This window comes from Tardiphaga sp. (genome assembly GCF_041424195.1).
Taxonomy (GTDB): Bacteria; Pseudomonadota; Alphaproteobacteria; order Rhizobiales; family Xanthobacteraceae; genus Tardiphaga.
The window spans coordinates 49,730-64,091 of the sequence record NZ_JBGMOE010000046.1; the positions used below are offsets into that span (position 1 = coordinate 49,730).

Here is a 14,362-nt window from a genome sequence, read left to right on the forward strand (position 1 = left end):
GCCGCGTGCCGCATGACGTTAAAGGACGAAGAGAATGGTTGAGAAGGTCCCGATGACAGCCGGTGGATTTGCCGCGCTGGAGGTCGAACTGAAAGAACGTCAGTCGGTCCATCGCCCGCGTATCATCGAGCAGATTGCCGAAGCACGCGCTCACGGCGACCTTTCGGAAAACGCCGAATATCACGCCGCCAAGGAAGAGCAGTCGCATAACGAGGGTCGCATCAGCGAGATCGAGGACAAGCTCGCGCGTGCCGATATCATCGATATCTCGAAGCTCTCCGGCGATACCATCAAGTTCGGCGCCACCGTGACCCTGATCGACGAAGACACCGAGAAGAAGACCGTCTGGCAGATCGTCGGCGAACCCGAAGCGGACGCCAAGAAGGGCCGCATCTCGATCACCTCGCCGCTCGCCCGGGCGCTGATCGGCAAAAGCAAGGGCACGTCGGTCGAAGTGGTCGCGCCGGGCGGCGCCAAGGCCTATGAAATCGCGAAGGTCGAGTGGCGCTGATCGACAGCGCCTGCCGTAGATGGAAAGCCGCGCGTGATGCGCGGCTTTTTTGTTGCAGTGCTTCTTCTATTGCAGTGCGTTGACCGCCCCGTCGTTGCTCGATCAAACAATTGCGAAAGAATTCGAAATAATTGTCACGCGGCTGTGTTTGTATAGGGGGAACTTCCGAATGCACTTGGCTTGAAAAGTGCCTTCATCCGTGGTCGGACCAAAGCGTGAAATACGCATCGTAGCGTCTGATCATTCCTTCGCTATTTCTAACTGGGGGACTACCAATGAACTTCGATACCATCACCGCCAAGTACCAACCTGTCGTGCTGAGCCTGCTGCGCTTCGTGACCGGCTTGCTGTTCCTGCAATACGGCCTGGCAAAACTATTCAAGTGGCCGCCGGTGCCGATGTTCGAGAAGGTCGAGCTGTTCTCGCTCTATGGCGCTGCCGGATCGCTCGAACTGATCGGCGGCATTCTGCTCGTGCTGGGACTGTTCACCCGGCCAGTGGCCTTCATCGTGGCCGGCGAAATGGCGTTCGCCTATTTCATGGGTCACGCGCCGCGCGGCTTTTTCCCGATCCTGAACAATGGCAGCCTCGCCATCATGTTCTGCTTCACCTTCCTGTATCTTGCCTTCGCCGGCGGAGGCCCGATCAGCCTCGACGCGATGCTGCGCAAGAAGAGCTGAGCTCGACATTAATACGACAATAAAAAGGGCGCTCACCGCTAGGTGGGCGCCCTTTTCTTGTGGCAGCGGCCCTTAGTCCGCCGCCTTCAACTCAAGCGGCACGGCGGCGGCGTATTTCGAATTCTGCAGAACCAGCGACGTGCGGACGTTGCGGACATGCGGCGCGGCCGTGAGATGGCCGACAAAATCCTGGAAGGTCGCCATGTCAGGCGCCACGCATTTCAGGATGAAGTCGATCTCGCCCGACAGCATCCAGCATTCCCGCACCAGAGGCTCCTTGCGAACGAAGTCCTCGAACGCCTTGAGGTCCGCATCGGCCTGGCTTGACAGGTGAACCGAGGCGAACACGGTCACGTCGAAACCGAGCAATCGGGGGTCCAGCAACCCGCGATAGCCCTGGATATAGCCGGCTTCTTCCAGGGTCCGGACCCGCCGCAGGCAGGGCGGCGGCGAAATGCCGACGCGTTTGGCGAGTTCCACATTGGTGATTCGGCCATCGGCCTGGATTTCGCTGAGAATCTTGAGATCGATGTCGTCTAGGCTTTTCGGCACGCGGCGCGGATCCTGGCTGGTATTCAAAGAAACCGTTTGAACTCTCTTAGCGCAGGAGCCGCAACTTGCGCAATTTTATTGCGCGTGCATCGCAGAAATTAAGTGTCTCCGGGGGAAAAATTGCCGGGATGAATTGCAATTCTTGCATGGCTCGCCAGATATTCTAGACTAGCAGACAAGACTTTCGACGCCGCAGCGGCGTGTTCGCCGGCACATTTCGCCTCAGCAATGACCAATTTCCCTTCAGAAAGGGACTCGACCATGGCCGCCCCCACCCATGCCAAAGTCGTCATCATCGGCTCAGGCCCGGCTGGCTACACTGCCGCTATTTACGCCGCACGCGCGATGCTCGAGCCCGTCCTGATCCAGGGGATTCAGCCTGGCGGCCAGCTCACCATCACCACGGATGTCGAGAACTATCCGGGCTTTGCGGACGTCGTCCAGGGTCCCTGGCTGATGGAGCAGATGGAGAAGCAGGCTCATCATGTCGGCACCAGGATCGTCACCGATCTGGTCACTGATATGGACCTCAGCCAGCGCCCGTTCCGCCTGACCTGCGACAGCGGCGACGTCTATCTCGCCGAGACCGTGATCCTGGCCACTGGCGCGCAGGCGCGCTGGCTCGGCATCCCGTCGGAAGAGAAATTCCAGGGCGGCGGCGTATCCGCCTGCGCCACCTGCGACGGATTCTTCTATCGCAACAAGGAAGTGATCGTGGTCGGCGGCGGCAATACGGCCGTCGAGGAAGCTTTGTTCCTGACCAATTTCGCTTCCCAGGTCACCATCGTCCATCGCCGCGGCCACTTCCGTGCCGAGCGCATCCTGCAGGAACGATTGTTCAAGCACCCGAAGATCAAGGTGGTCTGGGACTCGGCGCTCGACGAGATCTGCGGCACCGAAGGTCCGGCCAAGGTCACGCATGTTCGATTGAAGAACGTCAAGACCGGCGCCACCACCGAGATTCCGGCCGATGGCGTCTTCATTGCCATCGGGCATGCGCCCGCGACCGAACTCATCAAGGGCCAGATCAAGCTGAAGCCCTCGGGCTATGTCGAAGTGGCTCCGAATTCCACCGCAACATCAATGCCCGGCGTGTTCGCCGCAGGCGACGTGGCGGACGAAACCTATCGGCAGGCGGTCACCGCCGCCGGTATGGGCTGCATGGCCGCCCTGGAAGCTGAACGCTATCTGGCGGCGCATGCTCATGACCGCGCAGCGGCCGAATAATGATGAAACGAACCCGCGACGGATTTACAGATATGGACTGGGACAAGCTGAAGGTGTTTCACGCGGCGGCGGAAGCGGGGAGCTTCACGCATGCAGGCGAGCAACTGGGCCTGTCGCAATCGGCAGTCTCCCGACAGGTCAGCGCGCTGGAGCAGGAACTGGCGGTCTCGCTGTTCCACCGCCACGCCCGCGGCCTGATCCTCACCGAACAGGGCGATCTGCTGTTCCGCACCGCCCATGACGTGTTCATGCAGCTGCAGGCGGCACGCGCGAAGCTGACCGACAGCCGCGAGCGACCGAGCGGCGATCTCAAGGTCACCACCACTCCGGGCGTCGGCATCAACTGGCTGATCCCGCGCCTTGGTGAATTCACCGCACTCTATCCGGAAATCCGCATCTCGCTGATCGTTACCGACGAGGAACTCGACCTTTCGATGCGCGAGGCCGATGTGGCCATCCGTACCCGCAAGCCGACCCAGCCGGACCTGATCCAGCGCAAGCTGTTCGCCATGGGCTTCCACGCTTATTGCTCGCCGGAATATATCAAGCATTTCGGCACCCCGCGCACCCTCGACGAACTCGACGGGCACCGCATCATCATGCTGAGCGACGCGCAGGTGTCCCCGCACCTGCAAAATCGCAGCTGGCTGATCGATGCAGGGCGCAACGGCTCGGGGCCGCGCGAGCCCTACTTCAAGGTCAACAATATCCTGGGCTTGATGCGTGCCTGCCAGCAGGGCTTGGGCATTGCAGCATTGCCGGACTATCTGGTCGAAGAGAACGATCGCTTGGTTCAGCTCTTCAGCGAGTCGGACTCGATTCAACTCGATACTTATTTTGTCTATCCGGAAGAGTTGAAGACGGTCGCCCGTGTGCAGGTGTTCCGCGACTTCATCGTCAGCAAGGCGCAGCGCTGGCCGTCCTAACCCGCAATATTTCAGGGCAGACATGCCCACGCTTCCGGCATGTCAGACATGCCAAGTGATGCGTTGCTGCATGCCACCTGCAGGGATCATACTTCCCAGACGCTGAGATTTTGCGCTGCGCATTTGTCCCCCTCCTCCAGTGGTGCGAAGTCTCAGTAATCCCTCTTGGAAGGTGATTGTGTCGGCCTCTCGAGGCCAATACCTCAAAGCCGGACTCGTTTGAGTCCGGCTTTTTTTTGATTTTGATTTTGCAGGATGGTTAGAGCGCAGGCGCGGTTCACGCCGGAGCGAAACCCATCACGACAGTGCGTGTGATTGATGGGTTTCGCGAAGACGCTCCACCCATCCTACACTTTCATCTAGTCCAGCTTTACCTTCGCCAGGCGCAGCGCATTCCCGATCACACTCACCGACGACAGGGCCATAGCTGCCGCGCCGACCATCGGCGACAGCAGGATGCCGAAAATCGGATACAGCACACCGGCAGCAATCGGCACCCCAGCCGCATTATAGATAAAGGCGAATGTCAGGTTCTGACGGATATTGCTCATCACAGCCTTTGATAGTGCGCGCGCGCGTACGAGCCCCATCAGATCACCGGTCAGCAACGTCACGCCAGCGCTCTCGATCGCCACATCGGTGCCCGTTCCCATGGCAATACCGACATCTGCAGCAGCGAGCGCCGGCGCATCGTTGACGCCATCGCCGACCATGGCGACGCTGCGGCCTTCGTTGCGCAAACGCATGACTACGTCGCTCTTGCGCTCGGGCAACACACCCGCCTCGACCTCATCGATGCCCAGCGTCCTGGCGACGGCCTTGGCTGTCGTCGCATTGTCGCCGGTAAGCATCACGATGCGCAGACCGTCGGCGCGCAGCTTCTTCAACGCGTCCAGCGCCGATGGCTTCACGGGGTCGGCAATTGCCATCACCCCGGCGACCTTCCCGTCGACGGCAACGAAGATGGCCGTCGCACCATTCTGCCGCGCCAGCTCGGCGACGCCGTCAGAGCGCGTCGTATCCACCTTCAATTCGCTCATCAACATCGCATTGCCCAGCGCGACGCGCTTGCCATTGACGACGCCCGAGGCGCCTTTGCCCGATGGCGATGCGAAGTCACTGGTATCGCTCAGCGTCACATTGCGTTGCTTTGCTTCGTTGACGATAGCCTGCGCGAGTGGGTGTTCGCTCGAACGCTCGATGCTCGCGGCAATCTGCAGAAGGTCACCCTCGTTGAACCCGTCCGCGGGCATGATACTGACCAGCTTCGGCTTTCCCTCCGTCAGCGTACCTGTCTTGTCGATCACGATAGTGTCGATGCTTTCCAACCGCTCCAGCGCCTGCGCATCACGCACGAGGATGCCGGCATGGGCACCGCGGCCGACGCCGACCATGATCGACATGGGTGTTGCGAGACCGAGCGCACAGGGGCACGCGATGATCAGCACGGTGACCGCAGCCACAAGCGCAAACGAGAGCCGCGGCTCCGGCCCGAATGTCGCCCAGGCGATGAATGCCATTACCGCCGCGGCCAGCACAGCCGGTACGAACCAGCCGGCGACACGATCGGCGAGGCGCTGGATCGGCGCACGCGAGCGCTGTGCCTTGGCGACCATGTCGACGATCCGCGACAGCATCGTATCGCGGCCGATCTTGTCAGCCCGCAGCACGAGGCCGCCGCTCTGGTTGACGGTGCCGCCGATGAGACGCCCGCCCTCAGCCTTGCTCACCGGCATGGATTCGCCGGTCACCATGGATTCATCCACCGACGAACGCCCTTCGGTGACGACGCCGTCGACCGGAATCTTCTCGCCCGGCCGTACGCGCAACAGATCGCCGATGGCGATCGCATCGAGGGCGACGTCCTCATCGCCGTCCTTGCCAATGCGCCGCGCGGTCTTTGGCGCAAGACCAAGCAGTGCCCGGATTGCACCTGACGTCTGATTGCGCGCGCGCAATTCGAGCACCTGCCCAAGCAGGACGAGAACAGTGATGACGGCTGCCGCTTCGAAATACACGGCGACGGCGCCGTGATGATCGCGGAACGCGGCGGGAAATACGCCGGGTGCAAAGGTTGCAACCACGCTGTAGATCCAGGCAACGCCGGTACCCATGGCGATCAGCGTGAACATGTTGAGATTGCGCGTCACCACCGAGCGCCATCCGCGCTCGAAGAACGGCGCTCCGGCCCACAGCACCACCGGAGTCGCCAGCACGAACGAAATCCAGTTCGACGTTGTTGGCGACACCAGTTGCATCAGGCCGAGATGCGCACCCATTTCCAGCACGAATACCGGCAGGGTCAGCGCCAGTGCAATCCAGAAGCGCCGGGTCATATCGATCAGTTCGGGATCAGGCTTGTCGTCGAGCGAGACCTGCTCCGGCTCCAGCGCCATGCCGCAGATCGGGCAACTGCCGGGTCCTTCCTGGCGAATCTCCGGGTGCATCGGGCAGGTGTAGATGGTGCCGGCCGGCGCCGGCGGCGCGGCCTCCTTCGGCTTCAGAAAACTCTCGGGATCCGCATCGAACCGCTCGCGGCAGCGCGCGCTGCAGAAGAAATACTCATGGCCCTGATAGATCAGGCGGTTCTTGGCGGTCGCGGGATCGACGGTCATGCCGCAGACGGGATCGAGCACTTCGGCCGACGCAGCCTCGGCGTGATGGTGGTCGTGGGAACAGCATGCGCCATGCTTGTGACCGCCATGGGCAGCGTGCCCCGTATGCGTGTGAGTTGTCTCTGCCATCGCGACCTCGCCTCTTGAAACATATACCCTATGGGGGTATATGGACTTCATGCGCGACGAGATCAAGACATCCTGTTTAAAACGCCTCAAACGGATCGAGGGCCAGGTTCGCGGCCTTGCCGGCATGGTCGAGGCCGATCGCTATTGCATTGATGTGGTTACGCAGATCGCCGCAGCCCGCGCAGCGCTGCGGCGCGTCGAGGAGGAGATCCTGCGCGATCACGTCGCACATTGCGTGGAGCACGCGATCTCGTCAGGCGACAAGGCCGACCAACGCCGCAAGATCGCCGAGTTGATGGACGTGGTCAGCCGCGTCGATCGGTGACGCCGACGCCCGCCCTTCTGCGATGTCGCAAGACAGTTGATCAATCGTTACGATTTTTGCGCGGTGAGGGTGTCGGTCGAATTCGACCACACGCTTAAGTCACCAGGAACTCGCGGATATTCGAATAATTTACGACTGGCTAAGCATGCGCGGCGGCAGGACGGCAGGCGCGTGAGAACACCAGGCATTGGTATTTACGTGTCTTTACGTACTTATATCTAACGTCCCGCGCAATTGCGGTAGTCCCCGCGCGCGGTACCTGTACATGCTCACGATCTACAACTGCATCGCCAATGCTCATGATTTCAGGCTCGTGGGCCTCGCAGCCATCATCTGCGCGATCGCGTCACTCGCTGCCATCAACCTGCTCCGTTATGCCCGAAGCGCCACAGGCCAGATGCGCCTCGTCTGGCTCGCGGTATCGGCGATCTCCACGGGCTTCGGCATCTGGGCCACGCATTTCGTGGCGATGCTGGCGTTCTCGCCGGGGATGCCGAGCGGCTACAATATCGTACTCACGGTCGTCTCGCTGATCGCCGCGCTGCTGCTGACCGGTGCCGGCCTTGCCGTGTCGCTGATCCCGAATTTTCGTGCCGGCGCATGGATCGGCGGCGCCATCGTCGGGGGCGGCATCGCGGCAATGCATTACACCGGCATGGCCGCCTTCGAACTTCAGGCCCGCATTCACTGGGACATGCCGCTCGTCATCGTCTCGATCGTATTGGGGGGCGTCCTCGGTGCGATCGCGCTTCCGGTAGGGCTGCATGGAACCACCCTGCGCCAGAAGATCGGCGGCGCGTTGCTGCTGACGCTCGCAATCTGCAGCCACCATTTCACCGCCATGAGCGCGGTTACGATCATCCCTGATCCTGCCATCGCCGTCTCGCCGCTGACCATTCCTGCCGGATGGCTCGCGCTTGGCGTCTCATTGATCAGCTTCGCCATCATTGGCCTGGCGCTGGCCGGTATCGTGCTGGATATCCGTGATCGCCGCCGCTCCGATCTCGAAGCCGACCGCATGCTCGGTCTCGCCAATGCTGCTGTCGAAGGCCTGCTGGTCTGCGACGGCGAGACCATCGTCACGGTCAATACGTCCTTCGCCGCACTAGTGGGATCACCTGCTGACTCGCTGATCGGAAAACGGCTCGAGCACTGCTTCCCCGATGGAGCGACGCGAACTCGTATCATGAGCCAGCCGGACAAATCGGTGGAAGCGAGCCTGCGGCAGCGCAACGGCAAGACGATCCCGATTGAGTTGATCCTGCGTGGAATCGATTTTGCGGGGACGCCACATCAGGTCATCGCCGTACGTGACCTTCGCGAACGCAAACAGGCCGAACAGCACATCCGCTATCTCGCCCATTACGACTCCTTGACCGGACTGCCCAATCGCGGCACGTTCCATGATCGCATCGATCAGGAGATTGCGACACTATCCAAGGGCCGCTCGCTCGCCGTGCTCGCGCTGGATCTCGATCAGTTCAAGCAGGTCAATGACCTGTTCGGCCACGCCGCTGGCGACAAGGTCCTCAAGAGCGTCACGGCGCGCATCACCGCCCTGCTTGGCGAAGGCGAGATGATGGCGCGCCTTGGCGGCGACGAGTTTGCCATTCTCTTGCCGAACCTGACCTCGCCCGCAACCGCGAGTCAATTCGCCGACAGGATATTGGAAGCATTCCGGGGCAAGGATGCGACCTTCGAACTCGGCAGCGTCACCACCAGCGTCGGCATTGCGCTCTATCCCAACGACTCCAGCGACCGTGATACATTGCTCGCCTGTGCCGACACCGCGCTCTACCGCGCCAAGTCCGAGGGGCGCGCGGCCTGGCGTTTCTTCGAACCTGAAATGGGGGAAGCCGTGCGCGACCGCCGGCTGCTCGAACACGACCTGCGCAACGCCATCGACGCCAATCAGCTGAAAGTGGTCTATCAGCCTCAAGGCACCATGGAGTCGGGCCGCGTGATCGGCTTCGAGGCGTTGCTGCGCTGGAACCATCCTGTTCGCGGCAATATTCGCCCGGACATTTTCATTCCGATCGCGGAAGACACCGGCGCCATTCTCGAGATCGGCGAATGGGTGCTTCGCGCCGCCTGCCGTGAAGCCGCGACCTGGAAGCAGCCATTGACCATTGCGGTCAATGTCTCGGCGGTTCAGATCTATCACGATAGTTTTGTCGCGACCGTTCATGAGATCTTGCTGGAAACCGGCCTGCTGGCGGACCGCCTGGAGCTGGAGATCACCGAGACCGCGCTGGTCCGCGACTTCGATCGCGCGCTGCTGACGCTGCGCCGTATCAAAGCGCTTGGCGTTCACATCGCCATGGATGATTTCGGCACCGGCTATTCGTCGCTGTCGAACCTGCGGGCATTCCCGTTCGACAAGATCAAGATCGATGGATCGTTCATCAAGTCGGTCAATACGAACAGCCAGGCAGCGGCCATCGTGCGCGCGGTCCTCGGCCTCGGCCGCGGGCTTGGACTGCCGGTCCTCGCCGAAGGCGTGGAAACCGAAGCGGAGTTCGCATTCCTGCGCGACGAGAAATGCGACGAGGTGCAGGGCTATCTGCTCGGCCGTCCGGCTGACATAGACAACTTCCTTGAAGTCACCCAAGGGATGACCTCGCCCGCCGGAGATATTGCTATTTCAGCATAGGCGTGAGCGCCCCACCGTCCCGATCACACCAACAACAAAAAACGCGCGAAGGTCTCGCGCGCTTTTTCTGGGATCAACAGATCAGAGCGGCGATCAGGCCGCCTGCTTGTGCATCGCGCCCGTCGCCGATCCGTTGCCGCGAATAGCTTTGATCGAACGTTCGATCGCCGCCCACAGCTTCCCGATCTCGCCGGCTGCGCGACCTTCTGCCTGATATTCACGAGCACCCTCGCCCTCGCCAAGTGCGAGCAGGAGATCTGCGCGGTTGGTGATCTGACCCGACCACACCGGAGCCTTGAACTTGGCGAGTGCTTCGCGGGCGATCGCCACGATACGGCTTTCGGAATCGTCACGGCGTGCCGGTGCACCGTTGATGACAACCGCATAGGGCTTGCGGGCGGAGCGGCAGCTCTGAATCGTAGCCTGCACCGCGTCGACGTCGAACACGCCGGGGCGCGCGGGGATGATCACCATGGTTGCGTTCTTGATGGCATCGTCGACTACAGCCGATGTATTCGGCGGCGTGTCGATGAACACCCATTCGAAACCGTCACGCTTCGCTGCGGCAACCATTTCGGTCACGCTGCGATTTGCGCTCTTCAGCGGTGGTTCATTTGTGCCCCGCAGCTTGTGCCACAGCGTCAGCGAACCTTGCGGATCCGCGTCGATGAGCAAGCAAGGCTTGGTTGATTTATGAACCTGAGCAGCAAGATGTGCAGCCAGGGTACTCTTCCCTGAACCGCCTTTACGCGATGCGAAAACTATGACGTTCATATGTTGGCCTCCAGATTGACCCCAGGAGGCGAAAATGAATCAGTCTGCTGATTCGTTAAAGTCATATTTAGGCGCATTTCAAGGATATGTGCCTGATTTGTTTGGAATGTTGGTTTTTGAGTCACACAGTGCGGCGCAACAGGCCCAAAATGAGTGAGGTGTAGTACGCTTGCCGCCACTTTGTCGCACTCTGGTATCAAATTGGACGCTCAAATCTTGCTATCAGCGTCTTTCGAACGTGTTGAGTCGGGGCCACTGATAACAATGCCTTTCGCACGCTGACGTTCGATCCATTTACGCTCAAGCCAGCCGAGAAATTGCGCCACCGGTTTTTCCAGTGGCGGGATATCCTGCGCAATGAGGATGAGTCCGAGCGGCAACATCCAGAGGCCAAGCACAGGAAGAATGCTGAAAATCCCGCCGATAATGAGCAAAATACCGAGCGGGAATCGAACCAGCTTCGATGAGGGCTTGCGCAACCTACAGATCGAGCCGGGCCGGGCGGAAGTTTGGTCTCGAACCAGGCAAGGTGCCGATTGAGCTCTGCCTTGTAGTCGATATCGGTTTCACCGCTCAAAATGACTCTCCTCATCGTCCAGAGATGTTGCGTCGTGCCGTGATACCCAACGTGTCAATTTGTCCCGGGTTCACTTTTTTGCCACGATTGGCGGCGGTGCTGCGCCCGACAGGCAAGATTACGCCGCGACATGCGCTGCGACTTGCTCACTGAACATCAGCAGAAGCAAAAGCGATGATTGGTCAACTCGCGCTGGCTGCTCTCTTCGCCTTTCGCGATTTGGCAGCGGGTCTGCGCGCGCTGACCGGCGTCGCCCGGGCTGCCGGCTCACGGAAGAATTGCGTGCAGCCTGGGCTCAATTGCGCGCGCTTCTGCACCATGCAGGCCGTCACGCGATCGACATCGGGAATGGCTGCGCTGCAGAGCCGAAAGGCATCGCCGCTGCAAAGCTGCTGTTGATCCTGGGTATAGGCTTGTGACGGCGTCGCGAAGAACGACGCACCCATCATGACTGACATGGCAAGCCACCCGCTCAAAATTCCTGGACGTACCGTCATAGGACCCCCTGGTTGCACATTATCCCGGGAGTGTCGGAGACGATTGCCCGCTTGGCAAGCCGGACGCAGCAGCGATCGGGCTTGCCTTCGCTCCTGCCCTGTAGTTTCTCCCTGACATCGCGACACCTTTGCCCCGTCGCAACCTCGCGTGAGAGACGGTCCAGCATGAACATTGAGACAAAAGCAATACTCCGAACCTGCGCAGGCGGTTCACGATCGTGAACTGGACCCGTGTTGGCATTGTCGGCTTCGTTGGATTGTGCGTCTGGGCGGCATGGCCAAAGGGCAACGACGCAACTCCGCCACGACCGTTGCTGATCAGGGCAGCTTTGAAACAGGTTGATGATCCCGTCGTCATCCTCGGTGACAGCATCGTCCAGCGCGCAACCTTCCCCCGTGCAGTTTGCGGTCGGCCGATCGTCAATGCCGGAATCGACGGATCGACGACATCGAGCGGTCTCGACGCCATGCTGACAAAAGCACTTGGCGGGAAGCAGGCCGCCATGGTCGTCATCTCCCTCGGACTCAACGATGCTGCGGTCCCTGTGAACGCCGACTTGTACAGGACCAACTATCTCGCTTTGCTCGCGGCGCTGAAATCCACGGCCCCACGAATGGCCATTGCGACCGTGACGCCCGTTGAAGCCGGCAAATCCCAAAGCGCTCGCATCAACGGTCAAACGATCGACAGCTACAACGCGTTGCTGCCAACGATCGCCGGCGATGCTGGCGCGAGGCTTGTCACCATCCCGTCCATGCCAGCGAAATACACAACCGACGGCGTTCACCTGAATGATGTGGGCTATGCGATCTGGACCAAGGCTGTTCTTGGCGGGGTCAGCGAGGTCCTCTGCAAAGGCAAATAGCAGCGCAAGCGATGAACGCAGGACGCCGCCTCAGGCCTCGTTGACGCCCACGCCGCGCTTGTCGAGCAGCAGTTGCCCTTTCGACGTGATCGCAAATTTCGGACCCGCTGCCGGCTTGGCTTGATCGACTACCTCGACAAGACCCTGGGCGATCAGCCCGTCAAGCACCGCACGTTTATCGGCGTCGAGATCGAGCCCGGAGGCGCGCGCGATGTCGCACATCACCGCAATACCTGCATTGCTGATGTCAGTGTCGATCATGATTGCCTCCCTGTCGTTCGGAAGCCAACGGGACCACGGCAATCGAGTTCCACGATCCGCCCGAAGCGCGCGGCATTTGCGACGTCGCGTTACCGGAGGGCGGGCTGTGTGCGGAAGTCCTACTGCCCGAGCAGATCGTGGCCACGCCGAATGATCTGACCGGCGCTCCGACGGCACCAGCCTGACCCGAACGGCCAGACATTGCGCAGCCCAAAACAGCGGCTCCGCTATCATCAGCTAAATGATTGATTTGTATGGTACAGTTGGCTGGCCTCGAACCAGCGACCTCCTGCTCCACAAACAGGCGCTCTAACCAACTGAGCTACAACTGCATCCTTGACCGGCCCCAAAACAGGGGGTCCCGAACAGGCGGGAAACTAGGTGCAACGCATCACTTTGGCAAGGCCGCGATGCGCGATTTTTGCGCAAACAAAAGCCCGGGCTTGCGGCCCGGGCTTCGGTCATTTGACGGTGCAATCGGCTCAGGCGGCCGGCTGGAACAGCTTCGAGGCGCCGGTCTTGATCGGTTCGGCGGTCTCGGAGGCGATTTTCTGGCCGAGTTCAGCGAGCTGCTTGGTCTGACCGGCAAAGGTCTCGAGCTGGCTGCGCGCAAAAGCGGCCCACAGTTCCATCATATGGGACGGCGACTTCACGCCGATCAGCGACTGGGCGAAGTCGAAGCCCGCATTGGTGTTGGTCTTGGCAATGTCGAGCAGCTTGGCCGAATATTCGGCAGCGCCCTTCGAGGCCGTGCCGAACACGGCTTCGACCGTGCTGTTATGGGTCTCGGCAGCGTCCTTGAGCTTGGCGTAGCCCTCGCGCGCCTGCGAAACGCCCTTTTCGGCGAAAGCGCGGACCTGCTCCGGCACCTGGAACGGAATAACGGAAGACGAGAACGGATCGGTCGATTCGGCCATAACGTGCATCCTTCGTGGTGGGGGTGAAACCAATAAACCCGCGGAGGCTGCGGAAGGCATCGGTGCCTTTCATCAACTGGCGGGAAACAGAGCGGCATCGCCATCAGCGATGCGCCATTGTGCTTACCGCAATATCATGTCGAAATTGTGCGACGCAACAGAATATTGCACCGCAGAATCGCATGAGACCCGGCCCGCATGCGCCTCCATGTCATGGAACTCGCGGTCGCTCGATCACCGCCAGCAAAACGGAGAGCGCATGGGTTCGATCAGGTCTTGGGCTTCGCAGCTTCCGTCGCAGCGCGGCTCATGATCTGGCCCATTTCGCTGGCCTGCTCCGCCAGCGACTTCATCTGTGACTGCACATATTCGCTGTGGAGCCGCATGACGTCGCCAAGATCCTTGGCGTGCAGCAACTGCTGGGCATAATCCAGCGACGCTGCGACATTCTTTTCGGCATAGGCAATCGCCTTGGTGCTGACATCCTTGGCGCCGGCGCGCACGGTCTCACCGCGATTTTCGATCGACGAAGCCGTGCTCTGTGCACTGGCCAGAAACTTCTCGAATGCCTGCTTGGCCTGGTCAAAGCTGGCTTCGGCCATTGCGCGCATTTCCTTCGGAATCTCGAATTGGTCGGTCATGTCCCGCTCCATTATGCATTGACGGAGCCGTCCACAGCCCCGTCTCCCGTGTCGCCACTGCAATCTAGCCGAGCTTGGCATCGCCGGTGTGACGCGGCGGTCCCGTCCTCGTCCAATCCCATCGTGGACCTTTGTTTTTGTTTTGCAACTGTCAACGCATGGTGCTGCCTTTCGGTTCGGCAGGATAGCGAACCCTCGGAGCGGATTAACG

At 60.6% G+C, this 14,362-nt stretch carries 16 protein-coding genes and 1 tRNA gene; 8 read left to right on the forward strand and 9 right to left on the reverse strand.

Going from position 1 to position 14,362, the window contains the following annotated elements; genetic code table 11:
- Positions 1–34 precede the first annotated feature (34 nt).
- Entirely contained in the window at positions 35–511 is a 477-nt protein-coding gene (gene greA, locus ACEK02_RS06860; RefSeq protein WP_371421050.1) for a transcription elongation factor GreA, read from the forward strand.
- 275 nt (positions 512–786) lie between these two features.
- Positions 787–1,191, forward strand: coding sequence for a DoxX family protein (locus ACEK02_RS06865; protein WP_371421051.1), 405 nt, complete (start codon positions 787–789; stop codon positions 1,189–1,191).
- Positions 1,192–1,263: 72 nt separating this feature from the next.
- Here the strand turns inward: ACEK02_RS06865 and ACEK02_RS06870 are convergent, their stop codons facing one another.
- Positions 1,264–1,743: an Lrp/AsnC family transcriptional regulator gene (locus tag ACEK02_RS06870; RefSeq protein WP_092146177.1), complete on the reverse strand. Its 480-nt coding sequence runs from the start codon at positions 1,741–1,743 to the stop codon at positions 1,264–1,266.
- Between the two features lie 261 nt (positions 1,744–2,004).
- Between ACEK02_RS06870 and trxB the strand changes: the two genes are divergently transcribed.
- Positions 2,005–2,970 (forward strand): thioredoxin-disulfide reductase, encoded by a 966-nt coding sequence (trxB, locus tag ACEK02_RS06875; RefSeq protein ID WP_371421052.1) that lies wholly within the window; start codon positions 2,005–2,007, stop codon positions 2,968–2,970.
- Between the two features lie 2 nt (positions 2,971–2,972).
- On the forward strand, positions 2,973–3,896 hold the full coding sequence (locus ACEK02_RS06880; protein ID WP_371421110.1) for a LysR family transcriptional regulator: 924 nt from the start codon (positions 2,973–2,975) through the stop codon (positions 3,894–3,896).
- 359 nt (positions 3,897–4,255) lie between these two features.
- Here ACEK02_RS06880 and ACEK02_RS06885 read toward each other — a convergent pair whose 3' ends face one another.
- Positions 4,256–6,640: a heavy metal translocating P-type ATPase gene (locus ACEK02_RS06885; RefSeq protein WP_371421053.1), complete on the reverse strand. Its 2,385-nt coding sequence runs from the start codon at positions 6,638–6,640 to the stop codon at positions 4,256–4,258.
- 49 nt (positions 6,641–6,689) lie between these two features.
- Here ACEK02_RS06885 and ACEK02_RS06890 point away from each other — a divergent pair, with 49 nt between their 5' ends.
- Positions 6,690–6,965: a metal-sensitive transcriptional regulator gene (locus ACEK02_RS06890; protein ID WP_371421111.1), complete on the forward strand. Its 276-nt coding sequence runs from the start codon at positions 6,690–6,692 to the stop codon at positions 6,963–6,965.
- A gap of 265 nt (positions 6,966–7,230) precedes the next feature.
- Positions 7,231–9,618 carry an EAL domain-containing protein gene (locus ACEK02_RS06895; protein WP_371421054.1) on the forward strand — a complete coding sequence of 796 codons (2,388 nt, stop codon included), beginning with the start codon at positions 7,231–7,233 and terminating at the stop codon, positions 9,616–9,618.
- A 93-nt stretch (positions 9,619–9,711) separates the two neighbouring features.
- Here ACEK02_RS06895 and ACEK02_RS06900 read toward each other — a convergent pair whose 3' ends face one another.
- On the reverse strand, positions 9,712–10,392 hold the full coding sequence (locus ACEK02_RS06900; protein WP_371421055.1) for an AAA family ATPase: 681 nt from the start codon (positions 10,390–10,392) through the stop codon (positions 9,712–9,714).
- Between the two features lie 34 nt (positions 10,393–10,426).
- On the opposite strand from ACEK02_RS06900, the gene ACEK02_RS06905 reads away from it, so the two are divergent.
- Positions 10,427–10,549 (forward strand): hypothetical protein, encoded by a 123-nt coding sequence (locus ACEK02_RS06905; RefSeq protein ID WP_371421056.1) that lies wholly within the window; start codon positions 10,427–10,429, stop codon positions 10,547–10,549.
- A 52-nt stretch (positions 10,550–10,601) separates the two neighbouring features.
- On the opposite strand, the gene ACEK02_RS06910 is transcribed toward ACEK02_RS06905, so the two are convergent.
- Both ACEK02_RS06910 and ACEK02_RS06915 read right to left on the reverse strand, forming a co-directional pair.
- Positions 10,602–10,871 carry a hypothetical protein gene (locus ACEK02_RS06910; RefSeq protein ID WP_371421057.1) on the reverse strand — a complete coding sequence of 90 codons (270 nt, stop codon included), beginning with the start codon at positions 10,869–10,871 and terminating at the stop codon, positions 10,602–10,604.
- Between the two features lie 280 nt (positions 10,872–11,151).
- Complete coding sequence (locus ACEK02_RS06915; protein WP_371421058.1) at positions 11,152–11,427, reverse strand: hypothetical protein; 276 nt, start codon at positions 11,425–11,427, stop codon at positions 11,152–11,154.
- 257 nt (positions 11,428–11,684) lie between these two features.
- Between ACEK02_RS06915 and ACEK02_RS06920 the strand changes: the two genes are divergently transcribed.
- Complete coding sequence (locus tag ACEK02_RS06920) at positions 11,685–12,332, forward strand: SGNH/GDSL hydrolase family protein (protein ID WP_371421059.1); 648 nt, start codon at positions 11,685–11,687, stop codon at positions 12,330–12,332.
- A 30-nt stretch (positions 12,333–12,362) separates the two neighbouring features.
- Here the strand turns inward: ACEK02_RS06920 and ACEK02_RS06925 are convergent, their stop codons facing one another.
- The 4 genes from ACEK02_RS06925 to ACEK02_RS06940 all read right to left on the reverse strand — a co-directional run bounded on the left by ACEK02_RS06925 (position 12,363) and on the right by ACEK02_RS06940 (position 14,151).
- Positions 12,363–12,593: a hypothetical protein gene (locus tag ACEK02_RS06925; protein WP_371421060.1), complete on the reverse strand. Its 231-nt coding sequence runs from the start codon at positions 12,591–12,593 to the stop codon at positions 12,363–12,365.
- Positions 12,594–12,848: 255 nt separating this feature from the next.
- A tRNA-His gene (locus tag ACEK02_RS06930) sits at positions 12,849–12,925 on the reverse strand.
- Between the two features lie 150 nt (positions 12,926–13,075).
- A complete protein-coding gene (locus tag ACEK02_RS06935) occupies positions 13,076–13,510 on the reverse strand; it encodes a phasin (protein WP_371421061.1) in 435 nt (144 codons plus the stop codon).
- Between the two features lie 269 nt (positions 13,511–13,779).
- A complete protein-coding gene (locus ACEK02_RS06940) occupies positions 13,780–14,151 on the reverse strand; it encodes a phasin (RefSeq protein ID WP_371421062.1) in 372 nt (123 codons plus the stop codon).
- Positions 14,152–14,362 lie beyond the last annotated feature (211 nt).